The sequence below is a fragment of the Halobacteriovorax sp. RT-1-1 genome, from assembly GCF_047085455.1.
GTDB lineage: Bacteria > Bdellovibrionota > Bacteriovoracia > Bacteriovoracales > Bacteriovoracaceae > Halobacteriovorax_A.
The window spans coordinates 965,723-986,284 of the sequence record NZ_JBKIXZ010000002.1 but is presented as its reverse complement, the minus strand read 5'-3'; the positions used below and the strand labels follow the sequence as shown (position 1 = coordinate 986,284).

Sequence of the window (20,562 nt, the reverse complement as noted above, 5' to 3'; positions counted from 1 at the left end):
AGTTACAAGGTAGAATGTTAATATTCATTCACAATGTTAAGAGAGAAGCTTTTATCGTCAAATCTTTGTCAATTCCTAGATTTAGCGTCATGCTTTAGCGTATAATACCGCTAAGGTATGAAATTAATTAAGATATTTTAAGGAAAAAATAATGTACAAAATCCTACTGGCCCTAGCCATCACCCTCTTTGCCTACGCCGATAAAAAAGATTACTCAGACCTAGTGAAGGCCCAGGTAACAACGTTTGCTAAGAACAACAATAAGTACTTGGCCATTAACTTGAGAAATAAAGATGGTTGGCATACATACTGGCAAAACCCAGGGGATTCAGGTTTAGCGACAGAAGTTGAGTTTAAACAAGATGGCGATAAAATTGTACTGGATCTAGTGGAATGGCCAATACCACATAAGTTTATTGAGAAGGGTGATATTCAGACATTCGGTCACAAAGATGATTACTCGTATTTCTACTACCTAGGAAATTCATTTGATAATGCGAAGAATTTTGAAGTTCATTTAAAATACTTAATTTGTCATGACATTTGTATTCCACAGGAAAAGATAATTAAGGGTGACTTTGATGATGGTGTTTTCAAATCTAAAGATAATCAAATCCAAGTAGCAAATTCTGAAATTGAAAAAAGATTTAATAACCTTCCTACTCTTAGAGAAACTCCAACATACCTAAATCTTCAATTAACAAAGTATGAAGGCGGACTTGCTCTTGTCTATAATATTACTGGTGAAAACCAAAAGCTTACGGCGGGACAAAATGTCCTGACACCTTATACAACGAGTCCAATCAGTTTTAAAAGAGAAGCACTCTATAAAGACACAAAAGGAAATCACTACGGACTCTACCAGTTAGATTGGGATGGAGAATACTTAGAGCCAGAATACCCTCTTCCGACAGATGGGCGTTTTGTTGAACCACTTGCATTTAAGTTTGTTTTTAATGACCCAGTTATCGGTGAAACATATCGAGTTGATTTTGACATTAATTCATTTGGAACAAATGAAGAGTCATTTAAAACATTCTACGCGAGACTAACAAAAGTTGATAATGATAGGCCTGTTCAAGATAAGAATATTGTAAGCAATGAGGAAGGCTCTTCTTCCCTACCTTACTTTCTTTTTATGGCCTTTATTGGTGGATTAATTCTAAATATCATGCCATGTGTTCTACCTGTTATCTCTCTTAAGCTATTTGGGCTAATTAAGCATTCGAATGAGAGTCGTTCAAAAGTATTAAAACATAATATGTTCTACTCACTAGGTGTCCTTGCTACATTTGCGGCACTTGCCTTTACTATTGTTGGCCTTAAAGCATCTGGTGAACAAATTGGTTGGGGTTTTCAGCTTCAATCACCAATGTTTGTAGCGATCATGGTCTTTGTCATCTTCACGATGGCGCTAAACCTCTTTGGTCTCTTTGAATTTAAAACTCCAGGTGGAACAAAACTTGGAAATGTTGAAGTTAGAAATACCTTCTACGGTGACTTTATTAGTGGTGTTTTAGCGACAGTACTTTCAACTCCATGCTCGGCTCCATTTCTTGGAACAGCTCTTACTTTTGCATTTTCAGAATCAAGTACAAATATTGTCATGATCTTTCTAGCAATTGGACTTGGTTTAAGTGCACCTTTTATTCTAACAGGAATTTTCCCTGCACTAATTCGCTTCCTTCCTAAGCCAGGTATGTGGATGGATCACGTGAAGAAACTTTTAGGATTAACTTTAATTCTAACAGTTGTCTGGTTACTTGATGTCTACTCAGCACTGGTGGGATCACCTGTTGCGATGATGTATATCAATTCGGCCCTTGTCTTCACATTCTTCCTTTTCTATATGAGAAAGAATATGACAAAGAAAGCTCTAGCAACCTTAATCATTGTTCTTCCAGTCTTCTACTTAGGCTATTCTGCAATAACAACTCCACTTAATACTGGTGGTAACGGAAACTCTCTTATCGAAGACAAAAAAAGAGAAGGCCTTAACTGGACTAAATGGACACAAGAAGAAATGAATAAGCGCATTGATGAGAAGAAGCTTACATTTATCGATTTCACTGCTCGCTGGTGTATCACTTGTAAGGTAAATGAAAAGCTTGTTATCAATACTGACTCATTCAAAGATATGGTTGCTGAGAATAAGATCGATCTACTTCTTGGAGACTGGACTCGTAAAGATGAGGCCATCGGAAAATGGTTAGAGTCTCAGGGAATGGTTGGTGTTCCTGCTTACTTTGTGATCAATGAGAATGGTGAGTTAATTAAGCTAGGTGAAACAATCACTCTTGGAAAAGTTAAAAAAGCTCTTGGAGTAAACTAACCAAGAAGCTTTGCAATTGCTCCTGGCGCAGTATTAGCTTGCGCTAGGAATGCTGTTGCAGACTCCATTTTAATCGAATCGAGGGCCTTTGCTGCCGTCGCTTTTGCAATATCTGTATCTTCTATTTTTGATCTCGCCGCTTCAGAGTTTTCATAATTATGCTGAAGATTAGCACTAGTACTTTCTACTCTTTTCATCGTTGAACCAACCTTGGCCCTAGAATGTGAGATCTTATCAATTAAAGCATCTGCAGCTCCCATTGCAGACCTCGCCCCTTCTTTTGTCAGAACGTTTTGATTAAGAAGCTTACGATTTGAAGTCATTACATCACTGATATTGTACTTGATACGATCATTCTTCTCTGAGTTACGAATACCAATTTGCATTTCAAGATCACGGCCACCATTTAAAAGTTTTGTGCCATTATATTCAGCATTTTCTTGAATACGTATGATTTCACGTGCAAGCTGCTTGAATTCACGGTTTGTATTGGCGCGATCACTATCGTTATAAGTATCAGTTGCCATTTGGATAGAGAGCTCTTTTAAGCGAATTGCAATATCTTGCATACTCCCCATTGTTGCATCAGCAACCTCGAGCATTGAAAAACTATCGTTTGAGTTTCGTTGGGCCTGAAGATTAGAGCGATTCTGTGCAGACATCTTTAGGGATATAGCTGCGCCTGCCGGATCAATTGCGGCCTGATAAATGCGCTTTGCACCTGCTAGTTTGCGAACCTCACTCGTCTGGTGATCGTTCACTTCACCTAGCATTCTTTGCGCCAGCTGTGATGTGACATTAGTCCCTACTCTCATCCCTGAAGACTACCCTTTAAATTTTCGGCCCTTTCCACCATGAAAGGGTCTACTACTTAAAATTTATCGGAAAAAAATGCCCAAAGTTTATACGTGTAAGTAAAAAACTTTGGGCACTTGTCTAGTTAGAATTGAGAGCCGTAAGCCGACTGTTTTGGTATCTTATTTTAATTAGCTAGCAATCTTCTGATCGCGATACCAGCTTTTAAAAGCAACTAAGACACCAGCAGCTGCTTGATAAACATTATCTCCTTTGGCTTTTTTGTGGAACTGATGTTTGTGACCGTTCACATTGGCCGAGAATACATATTCTGGACCTTTCTTATCGGCCACGAACTGAATATGACCCACATTTCTAAAGTCGTTTGAAATTCCTTTCAACTTTTTAGCTACGTAATCCTCAAAAGCTGGTGAGTGATCAACGTTGTGAAAGCTTAATTCATAGTTCATAGGACCTCCAATTTTTTCCTGTGTTCCTCTATGAATATATAATATCAGGCCAGCACAATTAATTATCTGAGCTATGTTAGATTTTTGTAAATTTCTCTAAAAGTAATAAATTGTTTGATTTGAGCATATCTGATCAAAATATTTTAGTGTTCTCATGGCCCCATTTTTATAATAAAATTAAAATGTTTTATAATAAAGGAGACGCAATGCGCTTATATGAATACATCCAACAGGGTGGCTTAATTATGTATATTCTACTATTTATCAATGTAGTAGGATGGGCAATCATGTTATCAAAAGCTTATTTTCTTTCAGTTGAAATGAAAATGACTTCTCAAACTTCAAGCGATATTCAAAAGAGGATAAAAGATAATGGTGAGCACATGGACACCTCATCAACTATTGAAATTGCAAAGCAGTACCTTGCTGGCCACATCATGAATGTTGAAAAGGGTCTAAACACTGTAAAAATTATTGCAACGATCTCACCTCTTCTAGGTCTTCTTGGTACAGTAGTTGGTGTTCTTACGGCCTTCCACGTAATGTCAGAAACAGGTCTTTCAAATCCGGCTTCATTTGCACAAGGGATTTCAATGGCACTGATCACGACAGTTGGTGGAATGATCGTAGCGATTCCACACTTTGTTGGTCACAACTACCTACTTGGTTCAGTTGATAAACTAGAGACAAAACTAGAAAAAGAAATCATGGAAAAAGTTCTATGAGTTCACGCACAAAAAGAACAAGACAAGAAGCAAATGCTGACATCACTCCATTGATTGATGTTGTCTTTTTACTTTTGATCTTCTTCATGACTTCAACTGTATTTAAGAAGTCTGAGCTTGCGCTACTTTTAAATCTTCCAAAGACAGAGTCTGGTGAAAAGGCTTCTGCAGATTCTAAAGTTTTAACAATTGAATTATCAAAAGAAGAAGTTGCAATTGCTGGTAAGAAATACACTATTGATGAATTAGATACTGAGTTAGCATCTATTCAAGATAAGAATAAACCAATTGATCTAAGAGTTGATCAAGAAGTTCAGTACTCGAGGCTAGTGCGTATTTTAGATGTGTTAAAGAAATACAGCCTAACTAACCTCTCACTAATCACTGAAAAGTAATTACATACTCGAATACAAATCTATTAAATTCTGGGCCGTCTTACGACGATGAAATTTTTCAACGAAGTTACGGCCCGCTTCTACCATCTCAAAGGCAAGATCAGGATTCGTAAGTACGTTGACAATTTGCTCACTCATTTCGTGTTTATTACTTGGATCAATATAAATCGTATTAGGGCCACCCGCTTCAGGAAATACGGATCCTTTAGAAGTAATCACAGGTGTCTTCGAAAATAACGCCTCAATAATTGGAATACCAAATCCTTCAAAGAATGATGGAAAAACAAATAAATCACTTCGTTGGTAAAAAGCTGGAAGGTCATCATTAGTCACATTTGAAAGAATCATGATACGATCTTCAAGTCCTTTAGAGTGAATATAACTTTCAACCTCTTTCTTGAAACTTCCACCATTTCCGATAATAACAAGCTTATGATTAATCGACTTCTTAATATCTGCATAGGCCTTAACAAGAGTTAGAACGTTCTTATTAGGCTCAATTGCACCAACATAAAGAATAAACTTCTCGTTCACACCATAGCGTTCAACTGTAGAAACCTGTTTCTCAATAGGAATTGGAGAATAGAAACGAGGATTACAAGTTTGATATACAACCTTGATCTTATTTGGATCACAGCCAAGATAATGAATTAAATCACTCTTCGTTTGCTCACATATTGCTAAAATAACATCTGCAACTTCTGTCGCGTACTTTATTTTTCTAAGATAAACTTGTCGATCGATCCATTTGAAGTTTTCAGGAAAACGTAAGAATAAGAGATCGTGAATTGTTACAACTGACTTGATTCCCGTCTTCTCAATACCGTGAGGTAGTTCATGAGATAAACCATGAAAAATATCAATCTCTAGCCTCTTTGCTTCATCTGCAACTTTAAAAGATCGCCATGCTGCTGGAAATTTTTTAGACCAAAAGTCAGAAGGTTTAACTACATTCAAATTATCATATTGATCTAGCCAGTGAATGGCCCTTGGGTCATCAAATTCTGGTGTAAAAAGATAATATGAGTTCTGTGAGTGATAGCGACTTAAACTTGCAATGAGGTCCCTAGAATAATTCCCTAGACCTCTGAAGTTATGAAATGCTCTCTTTGCATCAAATCCAATTTTCATTTGATTAGTATAAGGGAAAGGCCACTATTTGCCTATCCCTCACTTGGAACTTTTATCACTTGTCCTGCATATAAAGCAGAACCTGAAATATCATTTACTTTCTTGATTGTTCCAATCGATGTATTAAACTTACGTGCAATGGCAGTTAAGTTATCACCACGACGTACGCGGTATTTCTTATATGCAACACTTGATGGAACTCTTGTTGTAGAAACCTTTAGTCTCTGTCCAATGAAGATTCTGTTTCCTTTAAGATTATTCAATGTCTTAATATTTGAAACTGTTACACCGTACTTACGTGCAATATCAATTAAGTTATCACCTCTAGCAACTTTATGAGTAACGATATCGCCTTTAGTCTGATACTTAAGCCTTTGTCCAACAAGAATCTTAGAACCTCTAATTCCATTAATTCGCTTTAGATCAGTTACTCTAACACCTAGACGATTTGCAATAATTGAAAGGTTATCTCCACGTCTTACTTTATAAAATCCAGAAGATTTTTTATCAGAAGAGTTGGAAGCAATATTGATATACTTACGTGTTTCATACTCTGCTAATGAATCATAATCAGTAAACTCACTTGAAGGTAGGAAGATGCTTTGAGTATGTCTTCTTTGTACCTTTACCCACTTTCTTTTTAAATCTGGATTTAAAACTTTAAGTGTTTTTAAATCAACACCCTGAGCGCGTGCTAATTTGTAAAGATCAAATGAACCTTTTACGTTGAGTTGCTTTACTTTCTCAAAAGGACTATCTTTTGATTCTGTAATCTTCATTCCGTATTTACCTGGATTATTATAGATCTCACGTACTGCAGCGACCTTTGGCACGTAATAGATTGTTTCTGTAGGAATTAACTTACGTGAAACAAGTTTCATATAATCACGTGTCTTACCTTTTCTAATCGCTCTAATGATACCGTACTCACCTTTATTATAGGCAACAAGAGCAAGCTCCCATGAGCCAAAGATATTATAAAGATCTTTAAAATACTGAGCAGCTGCTTCAGTTGATTTAATGATATGAGTTCTCTCATCAACGTAGCTATCAACTCTTAACTTATATCTAATACCTGTTGCCTTAATGAACTGCCAAGGACCTACTGCAGCGGCCTTTGATTTGATAAAAGTATTGTAACCAGACTCGATTAAGCCTACAAAAAATAAATCTTCCGGTATACCGTGTGAGCGCATAATCTTTTCGATTACATTACGATAGCGTGCACCATTATTAACATATCTAAGAAATAAATCTCTTTCTTTTTCTGTAAAATACTTAACCCAAAAATCGAAATGTTTCTGGTGATAGTGAAGTTCAAGTTTATCCATATTGTTGATGGTGTAAGCCTTTACACTACCTACATCTTTAGATTTATACTTTACGACTTCCTTTACAATTACTTTTGGATTTTGTGCCGGTGTTTCACTAACATATGTTGGCTGAACGTTTGCACATGATACAAGAATAAATAAAGGTAATAAGATATTGATTTTTTTCATTGGGCTCCCAAAAAGCTTCAATACAGGTTTTTCTGTAATTTTACCAATTTACATATCTTATTATTTTAAATGAACACCACAATTTTTCGAGGGGGGGAATTTAATTCATATTAGACAAAATCACTTTTCCTTTTTCCCAAATAACATGAGGCCCTGAATCGTCTTTCAATTTTGTAAAACCATCAAAATCAAAATAATCAAAACCATAAGCAATATTGAAAAGTGACGCAATTCCCACTGTTGATTCAACCATGCAGCCAAGCATTGTCTTAAGTCCTAGCTTCTTTGCTTGTTGAAGTTGTGAGAAAGTCTTCATCAGGCCATTTGCCTTTGAAGTTTTAAGAACAACGCCATGACAAAGGTCTTTAAAAGGATCAAGAAATCGATGATCTTCAATGCCTTCATCAAGAAAAACATCGATTGGTGACTTTTCTTTTAATTCTTTATAAAGGTCGAACTCATTTCGATAAAGCGGTTGTTCGATAAAAAGTACATTCTCATCTTCTATCATAGCTAAATGCTCAAGTAATAATTCGAGATTACTCCCATATGACTCGTTAGCATCTAAAACGAATACACGCTTTGATTCATTTATAAGTTGTACCTGAACAGGAAATGTTTCATGTGTAATCTTTAATTTGATAACCCCATTAGTATCTGCATCATCAAGCAGCTTTCTTCCTTCTTCTATTGTTTCAAAAACTGGAAATGAGTCTAATGAGTCTACGCTTTTAACTGTATTAGTACCTAAAATTTTCCATGGACTAAGTTCAGTGGCCTTCACAAGATAATCTAAGAAAGCTGTTTCCACCCCTAGTCTTAGACGAGGAACATAAAAATCATATTGGTCTAGATATTGTGTTAACTCATTATATTGAACAATACCTGCATTTTCATAATCTGATGCAAAACGCTCAAGTTCTTGTTTTAAATCTTCGACGCAGATATTCTCTTTTGAACCATAGCTAATTTCCCCAACTCCCTTGTATTCACCATTTTTAAGAGTCACGTAGATAATCTCTTTGGCCAAAACCTCGGCCCCTGAAATCTTCCATGGTTTATTTAAGTTAACTAGTCGTGTATCTATTGCCCATTCCATATTATGCCTTAAAGCGTTAAAATAATTATTAAAAAGACTAAAATATGTTACCAAAAATAATTTCAAATATCACACTAGCATTTATTGCCATCGTTTTGGCCTACATGCTTGCGCCTCTGTTTAAAGAGTTCTTTGATGGAATCTTTAATCCTCATAAGAAATCAAACAAGTCTCATTCAAAAGAAGAGTTTGATGAGATGGTTCGAAGAAAGATTGAAAGAATGTCTGCTACAGGTAATTCAAACTCAACTCAAGCAACGGGGGCCAAAACAACGAAAGGATCTCAAAGAACCTTTCTCTCTTATTTTGAAGAAAAGAAAATGTTTGCAAGTAATGAAGATTTAAATTTCTTTATAGGTCTTCAGTCGTCTCTTCAGTGGGGAGATTTTAAAGAAGGTGAAGAGATATTAAATCTATTACGTAAAGATTTTAAATTTGATAAAGAAGAGCTATCTCCCCTAATAAATCCTTTTATAAAAAGTTTCTTTTGTAAGGAAGAGCTATTGAAAGTAGCAAAGCTAAACAAATCAAGTCTTTCAAAAGAATCCTTTCTGTCAGCTGCAACAACGGCATTTTTCTTTCAAAACATAGAAAGAATTGAACACAAGCGCTTTAATAAACTAACACTTAAGCTACTTATAGCTTTATCCACAATAAAAAGTGATAGAGTAGCAATTCTTGAAGGCTTTATAAGAAGCGAAGAAATATCCTTACCGATTAAGAAAGACTCTTTATTTACTTCGCTGACAAAGAAGATGAACTCTTCATATGATGAGATTTTTGCACTTTTTCCAATTGATGAAAATAAATTAAGTGATGAATTTAGTTCACTAAAAGAAGAAAGTGACCGAAAAAAGAAATATAAGAAATTAGTGCAAACCTATCATCCAGATAAGTGGCAGGCAGAATTAAAATCAAAGATCATTGATGATCGTTTAAATGAAAACTTTAATAAGATTCAAAATATTTATAATAAAAATAAGTAATTGATATAGAGAGAAGTAAAAGATGCAAAAGAGAAAAGAACAAATTATCAATAATATTGAATGTGAGCTAATTAAGATTGTAAGCGAAACAAATGGTATCTCTTTAAATGATACCCTAGAGCTACTTGTGCACTCACCTAGTATTCGCGACAATCAATTATTAGAGAAGCCAGTTCTTGAATTTATGAAGCTACTCTCATCTTTTCAAATTGATGAAGTTGATATTGAAACTCTTCTCAATCACCCTGTATCAGATGCAGTTTTTAACTTTTTTCAAAAATTTCCAATTCCATACTACGAAGAACATATCCACCTAACAGGATCTTTAAATGCAGAATTTATCTATCCACGTTTAAAGAAACTTCTAAGTGGTAAGAATAAAAAAGTTTACGAAAAGAGAATTGCAGAAGTTTATGGAGATGATGCTCTCCCAATTAATAGTATAGAAGATGTCGATAACCTTATTCGACTTAAAGAAGGCGAACAATTTGCAACTTACCTTCGAATACTCTTTTTAGCAAAGCTTATCCTTACATCTAAAAAGGCCCATCAAGATGCTGCCTATCATATGGCAAAAGAATTGTACGAAAATTATAACGTCGGAAGTATTCGTCTAAAGTTTACATTATCTCGTGCTTCAAATATGGATGCAGAACAAATCCCTGGTATCGGAGAAGTTACTGAAGAAGATGTTGTTCTAGGACTTTATGAAGGTTTCAAGAAATTTCAAAAAGAAGTACCAAGTTTCAAATTTATTCTATCTCCGTCTTTTAGAAAAGAATTGAACTTCTTTGATGACATTAACTTTGAGACTAAGAAAGAACACTTTGAGCATCAAGTGGATGCCCTACTAGATATCTTGGAAAAGTATCCGTACTTAAAAGAGAACCTAGTAGAAGTTGACACAGTTGGAGATGAGAAGGCCCTTTATCGTAAGGCGCACTTTAAAGAGCTTAAAAGTGGACTACGTAAGCTTCAGTACCGTGGATTAAAGATTCGCTCTCACCATGGAGAGACTTGGTTGACTTTAAAAAAAGGAATTCAATCTGTCGATAATGCTATGAATATTTGGCATATTGATACACTTGAACATGGGCTAAGCCTTGGAATTAATCCTAACTATTACTACCACCGTCTCTTTCAAAGAATAGTTGAAGCAAATGCAAAACATCAACCGATTGATAAGAAATCAACAGAAGGACATGAGCTCGAAGAGATGGAGTGGGAATCTTATTCTATTGGAGTAAAAAAGAAACTCTTTAAAGGTGAGCCACTTGAAGCAGATGAAGTGACTTTACTATTAAAGACTAAATTTCATAATGCACGTGAAGTTGAACACTATCAACACGATATTCTAAACCGTATTATTCAAAAGAGTGTTTCACTTGTTGCGCTTCCATCATCAAACCTTAAGCTCACAGGAGTTTTCCCAGACTTTAAAGACCATCCATTTTCATGGTGGGAAAAGAAAGGCGTTAAGCTTGGGGTTGGAACAGATAATTACATTACCCTTTCGACAAATTTCATTCGAGAGATGCTGATTCTACTCTACTCAGACCCAAAGAACCTTAAGATCACAAAGCTTCTAATGCTTACGACTAAGGAGTCGAGAAGGCCTTATATTAGTAATCTTCTATGGGAAATGCGAAAGAAATACGCGAAGTAAGATATTAATATTACATAATACTAAACTTTTTTGCGCGGTCTTCCGACAAGTCTCTATCTATCTATGATTTATAGAAGCTATACGATGAAGGACGTAATTAATGACATTTGAGTACTCTCATTTCAAGTCACTAATCAATGTCGCTATTGACAACAATGCGAGTGACATACATATAAGGGCAGACGAAACCCCTTGCTTTAGAATAAGTGGTGACATGGTCGCCGTTAAATCAAATAAATTACTAACCCAAGAAAGCATCTACGATATCCTTCGCCTACTCGTTGGAGATAAGGAACAGCAAGAGCTTGAGGCAATCAAGGATCTCGATGGCTCTTTTGACTTTGAAGATAAGTGTCGTCTAAGATTTAATTACTTTAAATTCAACAATAAGAATGGCCTTGTTTTTCGTGTCATTAAAAAAGAAATTCCAAGCTATAAGGCCTTAGGCTTAAGTGATTCACTAAAACAAATTATCCGTGCTAAACGTGGACTAATTCTTGTTACAGGAGCGACAGGCTCTGGTAAGTCGACGACTCTTGCAAGTATGATCAACTATATTAATGAGCGTCGTGCAAAACATATTATTACAATCGAAGATCCAATTGAATATATCCATGAACAAAAAAAATCGCGCGTCACCCAAAGAGAAATTGGAGTGGATACCGATAATTTTGAAGATGCTCTAAAATATGCTCTAAGACAGGACCCAGATATTATCTTACTTGGAGAGCTTAGGGATCAAAAATCAATTGAAATTGCTCTAAAGGCATCTGAAACTGGTCATTTGGTACTAGCAACGATTCATACGACAGATGCGATATCGACAATTAGTCGAATCATTTCAATGTTTCCAGGTGAAGAACAGGCCGATGCACGAAAACGTTTGGCCGACTCCCTTTATGCCACAATCTCACAACGAATGATACGTTCAAAAAAATCTGCTAATGGTGTACGAGTTGCCCAAGAAATTATGGTCACTGGCCCAGGTGTTAAAGAATGTATTCGTGGAGATGAGCCTCTTGATCGCATCATTCCAATTATTGAAAATGGTGGAACAAATTCAGCAGACATCCCTTGCCAGAGTTTTGATCAGGCAATCCTTAATCTTCTTGAAGGTAATTATATTAGTGAGGAAGATGCTGCTAAGGAAGTGCGAAGCGCAAGTGACTTCATGAGAAAACTGATGCTGACAAAGTAGTAAACAAGAACGCTACCTCAAGAATAGAAAAGGCCCTGGTGGGGGCCAGGGCCAATCCGTCTAACGCGAATTAGACTAACTTGATGTGAGGATAGTAAGAAAAGACTTACATGGTATTTATTATTCGCCATTTTTCCCTTTTTATTAAGAGGAAGAAATTTCAGCAAATAAAAAGTAAAAGGCCAAGTACTTATGACTTGGCCCTTGTTAATTTTAAATATAAAAAAAATCTAAAACTTTTACTCTTTTTTACCTTAAAAAATTATTTTTGATGTGAAAGAATCTCTTTTACGACTTTATCAACCAGCTTTTTTGCATCATCACATTGAGTCTTCCAATGTGCATGATCTAAACTAGGATCGTGATTCATTAACAACTCTCCTAAGGCCTTAGTGCTATCATTAAATTTTCTAAGTAGCTCAACTGATAATTGCTCATCATCCATTTCCTCAAGAACTGCCATCACATGATCAATATCTGAATTATCAATTAATTTATTAAAATCCATTTCTTATCCTTATTATTTCTTTGCTTCTTGAGCAATCATATCACGCATAATATAGATTGCTTCCTCAAGCCCTGCATCCTTACGTAGAGATGATACCCATTCTTCCTTACGTTGTTTAAAGTCTTCTTTCCACTGCTTTTCATCACCTTCTTTTACAGTCTCATGTGACTTTAGTGATTCTTCGAAGTGAGTAACAACTAAATCTTTATTTTCTAGATCTAGTTTTAGACTTTCTAGCTTCTTCTTATTTGCCTCTTCTTCTTTCATCCAAGAGTCAATATTAAGCTTAAGCTCAGTCTCTTTACGTCTCTTCTTAAGGTAAGCAACGCTCTCTTCAATCTTTTGCATGCGCTCATCTTTTTGAACACGTTTTTGAGACTCACTAATAAGCTTTTTCATATCATAAGACATACCTGCCCACTTCTGATATTTCTTTGGCTTAATTTCATCCCACTTAAGTGAGTAAGTTAAATCCTTTTCACGGTTTTCAGCATATGACATTGGATCTGGAATTACAATATCAGGTGTTACACCTTTATACTGTGTTGATACTCCATTTATTCTGTAGAATTTTTGGATCGTAAGTTTTAATGCTCCAAACTCTTCACCAATCATTTTATTTAGACCTTGATCAAGGCTATAGACAACCTGAACAGTCCCTTTACCGTGAGTAACTGCACCACCAACAATTACAGCTCTCTTATAGTCTTGCATTGCTGCCGCTAGAATCTCTGATGCAGAAGCTGAGTAACGGTTAACCATAACAATTAGTGGGCCACCATATTCAATACTTGGATCTTCATCTGCAAGAGTTTCAACTTGATTCATATAGTTTCTAGTTTGAACAATTGGCCCTTCCTTAATAAATAGACCTGACATAAGTTGTGCATCTGTCAGGGCCCCACCACCATTATTTCTAAGGTCAAGGATGACACCATTAACTTTTTGTTTCTTTAATCTTTTTAGTTCAGCTCTTACATCATCAGTACAATTAATCGTTCCATTAAATTCACGGTAGAATTTCGGAACATTAATATATCCAAACTTACCTTTCACACCTTTAAGTTCAAGAACTGAAGACTTAGCAAAAGAGGCCCCCATCTTAACAACATCTCTTGTGATACCAATTGACTTACGTGAGCCATCGGCCTTCTTAACATGAAGCTTAACAACTGTTCCTTTCTTACCACGAATGTATCTAACGGCATCATCAACTCTCATCCCAACAAGATCAACCGGCTCCTTCTCTGAGTCACCTTCGCTTACAGCAAGAATTAAATCATCAACTTCAAGTTCCTTTTGTCTCCATGCAGCTCCACCTGGAACGATTTCAACAACTTTGATATAACCTTCATCTTCAGATAAGACAGCACCGATACCTTCAAGTTGCCCTGACATATCGATATCAAAATCTTCTTTTCTCTTTGGAGCAAGGTACGCTGTGTGCGGATCAAATACAGCACCAACAGAGTTATAGAAAAGCTCCATATAGTCATCTCTTGTGTCTTTTAAAAGTCTTTCGAAATAAAGGCGATATTTCTTGTCGATAGCTTCGTGGGCCTTAGCTACGATTTCTTTTTCAGTTAGAATTTTTTCAGACTCAAGCTTCTTCTTTCCATTCTTTTTATTCTTAGCAGTCTTTTTAGCATTCTTCTTAGGATTCTTGAGGTCTTCTTGGTCTTCTTTAATCGAGATATAACGGGCCATTACTGATTGCTTATAAGTAAGGCGCCAGTTCTTTTCAAACTCACTCTTATCTTTTGCAAAATGTCTTTTTTCTGGGTCTAGCTCAACAACTTCATTTCCATGAAAGTTAAACTTACCTTTAAACATTTTCTTTCTTAAAGCATCTGCTTCTTCAATTCTTTGCTTTTTAATTTTCATGGCATCAAGAACAAGCTTGTAGTTTCCTGATCTCATCTCATCATCCATTAAAGACTCATACTTCTTAAGTTCTTTAACATCCGAATCATATAGAAATTGCTTTGAGTAATCGACTTTTTGAACAAATTCTTTGAAAGCATTTTTAGAAAGATCATCATTAACTTTTAATTTTTTATAATGAAGTTTTTCGAGAACATCGATTAATAAGTTCCCTAAAACTTGATCTTTATTAATACTAAATAAACCATTTTCCGCTCTTAAAACAAATGGCGTTGATAAAAGAATGAGACCTAAAAATAGTCCCAACGACTTTCGAAATTTCTTGTGCATTGAAGCTCCAATTCTAATAATATTAGGTAGTTCCTAAATTATATTTTAAAGCCTCTTCAGTATTAATCAAAGATTAATTATTCAGGAAGAAATTACTTGCAATGCACAATAAAATCTCATTCCGCTCATTTTTTTTCAAAGTTACCTTGAATATCATACTGATATACTTCAGCATTATTAACGCATTCTTTAATTAACTCTGATAAATCATGCTCTTCGCAAAACTCCATAAAGTACTTTATTTCTGCCTTAATTACTGGATGTTTCGGTGCAAACATTGAACAAGCGTCATCATGTGGAATAATAGATGTTTCAAATGTATCAATCTTTTTGGCCTCTGTAATGATGTCCAGCTTATTCATCCCAATAAGTGGCCTCATCACAAGCATCGGACAAGAACGATCAAGTACACTCATATTCTGAAGTGTCTGACTTGAAACTTGTGAAAGGGCATCTCCCATAATTAGGGCACTCGCCTTTGTTCTTCTTGCAAGATACGCAGAAGTATCCATCATATATTTTCTAAAAAATAATGTTCTGTAATCTTCCTTACAATTTTTTGCAATATAGTTTTGAATATCTCCATAAGGAAGAACATATAATTTAAAGCTATCCTGAAATTTAGAAAGAATTTTTCCAAGCTCTAAAATCTTATCTTTTACTTCCTCTCCAACATATGGATAGGCATAGAAGAAAGCAAAAGATTGTCTCACGCCTCTTCTTGCCATTAAATAACTAGCAACAGGTGAATCAATCCCACCAGATAAAAGAGTAATAGCATGTCCGCTTGTCCCTACAGGGAGACCACCAATACATGGAATCTTTTCCCAAGATAGATAGATCTCTTCATTCATGACTTTTACATCAACCATGAGATCAGGATTTTTTACATCAACTTTAAGTTCCGTATTTTTTAAGATTGCAGTTGCAATATAGCGGTTAATTTCATCACTATTTTTTGGAAATTGTTTAAGAGCTCTTTTTGTTTGAACTTTAAAAGTCTTAATATTTGATAATTGACTTAATTCTTTTACGGCAAGATCACAAACATAATCAAGATCTAATGGACACGCTCGCATCGGAGTAACAGAGCTTAGGCCAGCAACAGAAGTTAATCTATGGATTAGTTCTTCACTAAACTCTTCTTCACTTTCGGCCACTAGTCGCTGTTGATTATTTTTTAGCTTCCAAGATGTGTGATGATACTTACTAAATATTCGACTTAGATTTGTCTGAAGTTTCTTATAGTAGCTCTTTCTGTTCTTACCCTTAAGCCATAATTCATCAACTGTTAAAATTAAACTTTTATACATCTTTATTATTCCTATTTAATTAAAAAACCAATTTCTTCAATAACTTCGCCAAAACCTTTTAAAAGGCCTTCCACCTCTTCTTGTGTTGTTGACTTACCAATCGATATCCTAAGAATATTTTTATGAAACTTCTCTTCAATCCCAAGTCCTGCAAAGAGAGGGTTTAATCCCTTAATCTTTGATGAACAAGCTGTAGATGAAGAGATCATGATTCCCTTGGTTTCAAGGTGTCTCATGATGATATCACTAGCAATTCCCTCAAAGAGAACACATAGAATAAATGGTGAAGTATTTCGATCCTCAAATGGATAACTTATATTTTTATGTAGAGCACTTAGCCCTTTTTTAATTACTTCTTTAAGAACTTCTGCTTTCTCAAATGAACTCTCTAAATCCTTAAAGGCCAATTCACATGCTCTCTCAAGAGCTACAACAAGAGAAGTAGGAGGTGTCGATGCTCTTAGGCCTTTTTCATGTGCACCACCTCTTAGGTAGCGTTTAAGAAATTGAACCTTACTTTCTTTAAAAATAAGACCGCCAATTCCTCTTGGACCTCCCATTTTATGAGCACCAAAAGTGACATAATCAATTTCAGAGTCTTTGAGTGTGAAAGGAACCTTACCAAAGCCTTGTGTCGCATCCACATGAACGAGACACTTTCTATTCTTGGCCTTCACAGCTTGCGCTATTTTTTCAACTTCAAAGTATTGTCCAGATTGTGAGTTAACAAGGCTGATACATACAAGTTGTGTTTCACTTGTTACGCCATCGACAATTTCATCGATGCTTTTATAACCTTGTCCATTATCAATGACTTTAGTGACAGAAGGATGATCTCCACTTAAAAAAATAATCCCCTCCTCAATCGAGCGAATCACCTGATTATTTGCTTCAGTTGCAGAAGAAGTGAAGATTAGGCCATAGTTTTTTGCCTGAATAAGTTTTAAGATATTACTTCTAGCATCCTCAATTTTCTTAGCACATTCCTTTCCTGCTAAATGCTTAGCAGCAGGATTTGGATAGTCCAGTTCGAAGCTTTGCGATAAAACTTCAATAACTTCAGGATAGAGCTTAGTTGAGGCAGCGTGATCAAAATAGTACATAATTTGCCTTATACCATGTTTTAAACAGTAAGTACCTTAAATAACGATATTTTTAGACACTGTCCATATACTAAACACTCCAAGTTACTGAAAGTTCGTATAAAACTGCCCTATTTCTTGGCACTTTTCTTGCTCTATAAAATACATATGAAACTAAGATACTTTATCTTTATATTAATCGGAGTCTACTGGCTTTCAAATACGGTTCATGCAGTTGGACCCAAGGCCAATGACTACCTCTTTCGCTCTCAAGTGAAAATTGAAGAGTTTAATAACTTTTCAAAGAAAGGACTGGGCCATCTTGCGGCCAGAAGTCTTAACGAATCAAAAGATTATCTAGAAAGATTAGCACAGATTAAGCACGAACTCTCCCAAGAACAATTAAATCTCTTAAATGAACTACACGAAGAAGTGACTAAAAAAGAAAAAATTGAAGCCGAAACAATCAGCACTTGTGATTATCGAAATATTGAGCACTATAAAGAGATTGAAAAGCTAAAAGAGCTAAAAGTGAATGGTAGTATTCTCACATTCAGATCTCATAAGAATCTCTACTTATTAAAGGCCAAAGAAGTCCAAAAATGCCAACAATTCAGTACTTGGATGGAAAACTTTAACGAAATCTCTGTATAATGTTCATACTAACGCGATACATGGTGAAATTAGTGAATTCATTCAATATGATTTCTTCATGAAAACAAGAAAGATGAAATCAGTAATCCTAGTATTAATGTTAAACCTCTTAGCTTCGGCAACACTAGCTTTTACTAAAGATAGTGGGAAGACGATTCTAATTTCAGATATCGACGACACAATTAAAGTTGGCCATATCAGATCAAAGGTCGATGCCGTTTCAAACGCCTACCGTACAAATAATATTTTCCTTGGCATGGCCGACCTTTATCACATCATAAAAAATCGCCTCGATGCAGATGTTTTTTATCTAACAAATGCGCCAGAGGAAGTGATGGCATGGTCGCACAATGAACTCCTTAAAAACGGAAACTTCCCAGAGGGAAGCTTGGAAATTAGACCTTTTAAAGTATCGAGCAAGGTATTTAAAGCGCAAAGACTTCAAGAGCTAATCGCTGAGAATAGACCTGATACAGTTATCCTAGTTGGTGATAACGGAGAACACGATAACTCTTTCTATAATGGTATCAAACAGACTTATCCAGGGATTAAGTTTCATACTTTTATACGTGCTGCCTACAACTTTGATGAATCAAATGAACTCTACAAAGGTCAAGCAAGTTTTGTTACACCATTTGAAATCGCAGATACTCTTTATCAGAGAAAAGTTTTAGAAAGATCTGACTCGAAAGAGCTTTTAGATAAGCATCTTCAAAATTATATGGAAGAGTACCTTTTAAGAGATAAAGGACAACTTTATACTCCTCACTGGCAAAGATGTTATGGACACGAAGTAAATAGCGGATCAAGCCTATTTTCAACACTACCTAAAGAGCTGACAAAGAAGATCTCAATTCTTTGTCGAAATTACGATAACTAGTATAAGAGTTTAGATATCAATCCAGCACAATCTACTTGTGCTGGATACTTTCTCTTATGGCATTTCGGTCAACTCGAGAAAAATGCCTTGAATCAACAGGAACACGGCCAAATTCAACAAGCGCTTCACCAAGATTCCAATCATTTAAGATTTCACTAATATGTTCTTTTATCTTAACTTCACCCTCAATCAGACACAATATCGTATCATTGACTTGAACTAGAGCTGCTCTTTGAACACCATCAATACGGGCCAATTCATTCTCATAGTGAAATGTTGGAACGAGCTTACCATTAACCTTTAAACAATCTTTGAGCCGCCCAAGAAGATAAATCTGTCCCCCACTCACATATCCAACATCACCAGTGAGGTGCCAAAGTCTTCCCTGTTCATCCCATCTCTTAGTCGTTTTATTGGCAGGATGATTATCAATATACTCTTTAATAACATGAGGTCCACTTAGACAGATTTCTCCCCAAACGACTCCTTCCTGAAAATCAAAACCATTAGCGACCTTATCAATCTTAGTATCTAAAACTTCAATGATATGCCCCAACTTAAGTCCAACTTTCTTATTTGAAATATACTCTTCAATTGGAACAAAACTAATGGGCTCAACTTCAGTAGAGCCATAGATAATATGAATCTCAACCAACGAACAGGCCTTATCGAATTGTTCCTTCACAAAACTTGCATGCTTTGTCGATATTTCAGCACCACCAATGATAATACTTCTTAACGATGGAATTTTGATATCATTTGATGCAAGGTAATCAGCAAGTCTTCTGATAATCATTGGATTAGCACTAAATCGTGTGACACCATATTGATTCATTTGCGCAATAACCCTTGAAGCATCAAACTCAGCTAATTTACGATAGTCGATATCTGGGAAAATTGTGGTGATTCCAAGGCCCAAGTTTTGTAGAACAAGAGTTGGGAAAAATGGCATATCAACTTCATCTTCTTTATGTAGCCAAAAATATTCTGAGACAATCTTTTGTGATAAAAAGATATCAAGACTTCGATTTGCGGCCTTAGGTCTTCCAGTGGAGCCAGTTGTAAAAGAAATAAGTGTCTGAGCATCTTGCTCAATTGGTGTTTGCGAGAAATTAAGATTATCTTGTGCTCTAATACTTGTTAAAGTTTTAGTAAAAAGACAATTTTGATCAAACGTAAAGCGCTTCATTTTCCACAGAGCAGGAATTAAAGGCGTCCATTTTAAAAGCTCTTTAACAGAGATGATCCCTTGAGCATTTGCATCTTCAATGGCCTGCTTAAGTTTATCCTTTGGCATAGTAGAATCAATTGAGACGACAACTGATCCCATATAGAACAATGCCACCATTATCTGATAAAGCTCCAGTCGCAATGGAATGAGTACGATAACTCGATCCCCTTTCTTTATTCCAGCATCAGATAATGTCTTTATCCATGCCCCAACCTGAGACATAAACTCGCCATAGTTCTGATCTTTATTTTGATAGATCAAGCATCGCTTTTCTAAATTATTTCGAAAGTGAGAATCCAGGTAGTGACATCCATTTATCGGTATACCTTCGTAACCCAGTTCTTGCCTTATATCTTCAATTTTTTTCATATGATAATATTA

General features: G+C 35.7%; 18 protein-coding genes. 8 read left to right on the top strand and 10 right to left on the bottom strand.

Translation table 11 applies throughout. The features are described from left to right. Positions 1–151: 151 nt before the first annotated feature. Positions 152–2,332 carry a cytochrome c biogenesis protein CcdA gene (locus ACMAWV_RS15105; protein ID WP_412470079.1) on the top strand — a complete coding sequence of 727 codons (2,181 nt, stop codon included), beginning with the start codon at positions 152–154 and terminating at the stop codon, positions 2,330–2,332. On the opposite strand, the gene ACMAWV_RS15100 is transcribed toward ACMAWV_RS15105, so the two are convergent. Continuing rightward, the gene (locus ACMAWV_RS15100) at positions 2,329–3,147 is read right to left on the bottom strand and encodes a flagellin (protein ID WP_392992378.1); all 819 of its coding nucleotides are present in this window, start codon (positions 3,145–3,147) and stop codon (positions 2,329–2,331) included. The genes ACMAWV_RS15105 and ACMAWV_RS15100 overlap by 4 nt on opposite strands. 171 nt (positions 3,148–3,318) lie before the next feature. Beyond that, a complete protein-coding gene (locus ACMAWV_RS15095) occupies positions 3,319–3,597 on the bottom strand; it encodes an HPF/RaiA family ribosome-associated protein (RefSeq protein WP_103219160.1) in 279 nt (92 codons plus the stop codon). Positions 3,598–3,803: 206 nt separating this feature from the next. Here ACMAWV_RS15095 and ACMAWV_RS15090 point away from each other — a divergent pair, with 206 nt between their 5' ends. Both ACMAWV_RS15090 and ACMAWV_RS15085 read left to right on the top strand, forming a co-directional pair. Beyond that, positions 3,804–4,322, top strand: coding sequence for a MotA/TolQ/ExbB proton channel family protein (locus ACMAWV_RS15090; protein WP_103219159.1), 519 nt, complete (start codon positions 3,804–3,806; stop codon positions 4,320–4,322). After that, on the top strand, positions 4,319–4,717 hold the full coding sequence (locus tag ACMAWV_RS15085) for an ExbD/TolR family protein (RefSeq protein WP_103219158.1): 399 nt from the start codon (positions 4,319–4,321) through the stop codon (positions 4,715–4,717). The genes ACMAWV_RS15090 and ACMAWV_RS15085 overlap by 4 nt, the downstream gene beginning before the upstream one ends. Here ACMAWV_RS15085 and ACMAWV_RS15080 read toward each other — a convergent pair whose 3' ends face one another. The 3 genes from ACMAWV_RS15080 to ACMAWV_RS15070 form a co-directional block, all read right to left on the bottom strand. After that, positions 4,718–5,848 (bottom strand): glycosyltransferase family 4 protein, encoded by a 1,131-nt coding sequence (locus ACMAWV_RS15080; protein WP_103219157.1) that lies wholly within the window; start codon positions 5,846–5,848, stop codon positions 4,718–4,720. It lies immediately after the preceding gene. Positions 5,849–5,880: 32 nt separating this feature from the next. Next, positions 5,881–7,350: a LysM peptidoglycan-binding domain-containing protein gene (locus tag ACMAWV_RS15075; protein ID WP_103219156.1), complete on the bottom strand. Its 1,470-nt coding sequence runs from the start codon at positions 7,348–7,350 to the stop codon at positions 5,881–5,883. 100 nt (positions 7,351–7,450) lie between these two features. Further along, on the bottom strand, positions 7,451–8,449 hold the full coding sequence (locus ACMAWV_RS15070) for an enolase C-terminal domain-like protein (protein WP_412470080.1): 999 nt from the start codon (positions 8,447–8,449) through the stop codon (positions 7,451–7,453). Between the two features lie 44 nt (positions 8,450–8,493). Here ACMAWV_RS15070 and ACMAWV_RS15065 point away from each other — a divergent pair, with 44 nt between their 5' ends. The 3 genes from ACMAWV_RS15065 to ACMAWV_RS15055 all read left to right on the top strand — a co-directional run bounded on the left by ACMAWV_RS15065 (position 8,494) and on the right by ACMAWV_RS15055 (position 12,299). Further along, a complete protein-coding gene (locus ACMAWV_RS15065) occupies positions 8,494–9,435 on the top strand; it encodes a hypothetical protein (protein ID WP_412463119.1) in 942 nt (313 codons plus the stop codon). Positions 9,436–9,457: 22 nt separating this feature from the next. Beyond that, complete coding sequence (locus tag ACMAWV_RS15060; RefSeq protein ID WP_392992384.1) at positions 9,458–11,101, top strand: hypothetical protein; 1,644 nt, start codon at positions 9,458–9,460, stop codon at positions 11,099–11,101. Between the two features lie 100 nt (positions 11,102–11,201). Beyond that, positions 11,202–12,299, top strand: a complete 1,098-nt coding sequence (locus ACMAWV_RS15055) for a type IV pilus twitching motility protein PilT (RefSeq protein WP_103219152.1) — start codon at positions 11,202–11,204, stop codon at positions 12,297–12,299. 262 nt (positions 12,300–12,561) lie between these two features. On the opposite strand, the gene ACMAWV_RS15050 is transcribed toward ACMAWV_RS15055, so the two are convergent. The 4 genes from ACMAWV_RS15050 to ACMAWV_RS15035 form a co-directional block, all read right to left on the bottom strand. Next, positions 12,562–12,807 carry a hypothetical protein gene (locus tag ACMAWV_RS15050; protein WP_103219151.1) on the bottom strand — a complete coding sequence of 82 codons (246 nt, stop codon included), beginning with the start codon at positions 12,805–12,807 and terminating at the stop codon, positions 12,562–12,564. A gap of 12 nt (positions 12,808–12,819) precedes the next feature. Continuing rightward, entirely contained in the window at positions 12,820–15,021 is a 2,202-nt protein-coding gene (locus ACMAWV_RS15045) for a carboxy terminal-processing peptidase (RefSeq protein WP_103219150.1), read from the bottom strand. Between the two features lie 125 nt (positions 15,022–15,146). Next, positions 15,147–16,334, bottom strand: a complete 1,188-nt coding sequence (gene thiI / locus ACMAWV_RS15040; protein WP_412463120.1) for a tRNA uracil 4-sulfurtransferase ThiI — start codon at positions 16,332–16,334, stop codon at positions 15,147–15,149. An 11-nt stretch (positions 16,335–16,345) separates the two neighbouring features. After that, entirely contained in the window at positions 16,346–17,437 is a 1,092-nt protein-coding gene (locus ACMAWV_RS15035; RefSeq protein WP_412470081.1) for a cysteine desulfurase family protein, read from the bottom strand. 147 nt (positions 17,438–17,584) lie between these two features. On the opposite strand from ACMAWV_RS15035, the gene ACMAWV_RS15030 reads away from it, so the two are divergent. Then, entirely contained in the window at positions 17,585–18,070 is a 486-nt protein-coding gene (locus ACMAWV_RS15030; RefSeq protein ID WP_412470082.1) for a hypothetical protein, read from the top strand. Between the two features lie 58 nt (positions 18,071–18,128). Then, positions 18,129–18,950, top strand: a complete 822-nt coding sequence (locus tag ACMAWV_RS15025) for a phosphatase domain-containing protein (RefSeq protein WP_103219146.1) — start codon at positions 18,129–18,131, stop codon at positions 18,948–18,950. Between the two features lie 31 nt (positions 18,951–18,981). Here the strand turns inward: ACMAWV_RS15025 and ACMAWV_RS15020 are convergent, their stop codons facing one another. Then, positions 18,982–20,550 (bottom strand): AMP-binding protein, encoded by a 1,569-nt coding sequence (locus ACMAWV_RS15020; RefSeq protein ID WP_412470083.1) that lies wholly within the window; start codon positions 20,548–20,550, stop codon positions 18,982–18,984. Between the last annotated feature and the right edge of the window lie 12 nt (positions 20,551–20,562).

Coding starts and splice junctions, on each gene's coding strand:
- ACMAWV_RS15105 (WP_412470079.1), top strand. CDS start 152: ATGTACAAAATCCTACTGGCCCTAGCCATCACCCTCTTTGCCTACGCC.
- ACMAWV_RS15100 (WP_392992378.1), bottom strand. CDS start 3,147: ATGAGAGTAGGGACTAATGTCACATCACAGCTGGCGCAAAGAATGCTA.
- ACMAWV_RS15095 (WP_103219160.1), bottom strand. CDS start 3,597: ATGAACTATGAATTAAGCTTTCACAACGTTGATCACTCACCAGCTTTT.
- ACMAWV_RS15090 (WP_103219159.1), top strand. CDS start 3,804: ATGCGCTTATATGAATACATCCAACAGGGTGGCTTAATTATGTATATT.
- ACMAWV_RS15085 (WP_103219158.1), top strand. CDS start 4,319: ATGAGTTCACGCACAAAAAGAACAAGACAAGAAGCAAATGCTGACATC.
- ACMAWV_RS15080 (WP_103219157.1), bottom strand. CDS start 5,848: ATGAAAATTGGATTTGATGCAAAGAGAGCATTTCATAACTTCAGAGGT.
- ACMAWV_RS15075 (WP_103219156.1), bottom strand. CDS start 7,350: ATGAAAAAAATCAATATCTTATTACCTTTATTTATTCTTGTATCATGT.
- ACMAWV_RS15070 (WP_412470080.1), bottom strand. CDS start 8,449: ATGGAATGGGCAATAGATACACGACTAGTTAACTTAAATAAACCATGG.
- ACMAWV_RS15065 (WP_412463119.1), top strand. CDS start 8,494: ATGTTACCAAAAATAATTTCAAATATCACACTAGCATTTATTGCCATC.
- ACMAWV_RS15060 (WP_392992384.1), top strand. CDS start 9,458: ATGCAAAAGAGAAAAGAACAAATTATCAATAATATTGAATGTGAGCTA.
- ACMAWV_RS15055 (WP_103219152.1), top strand. CDS start 11,202: ATGACATTTGAGTACTCTCATTTCAAGTCACTAATCAATGTCGCTATT.
- ACMAWV_RS15050 (WP_103219151.1), bottom strand. CDS start 12,807: ATGGATTTTAATAAATTAATTGATAATTCAGATATTGATCATGTGATG.
- ACMAWV_RS15045 (WP_103219150.1), bottom strand. CDS start 15,021: ATGCACAAGAAATTTCGAAAGTCGTTGGGACTATTTTTAGGTCTCATT.
- thiI (WP_412463120.1), bottom strand. CDS start 16,334: ATGTATAAAAGTTTAATTTTAACAGTTGATGAATTATGGCTTAAGGGT.
- ACMAWV_RS15035 (WP_412470081.1), bottom strand. CDS start 17,437: ATGTACTATTTTGATCACGCTGCCTCAACTAAGCTCTATCCTGAAGTT.
- ACMAWV_RS15030 (WP_412470082.1), top strand. CDS start 17,585: ATGAAACTAAGATACTTTATCTTTATATTAATCGGAGTCTACTGGCTT.
- ACMAWV_RS15025 (WP_103219146.1), top strand. CDS start 18,129: ATGAAAACAAGAAAGATGAAATCAGTAATCCTAGTATTAATGTTAAAC.
- ACMAWV_RS15020 (WP_412470083.1), bottom strand. CDS start 20,550: ATGAAAAAAATTGAAGATATAAGGCAAGAACTGGGTTACGAAGGTATA.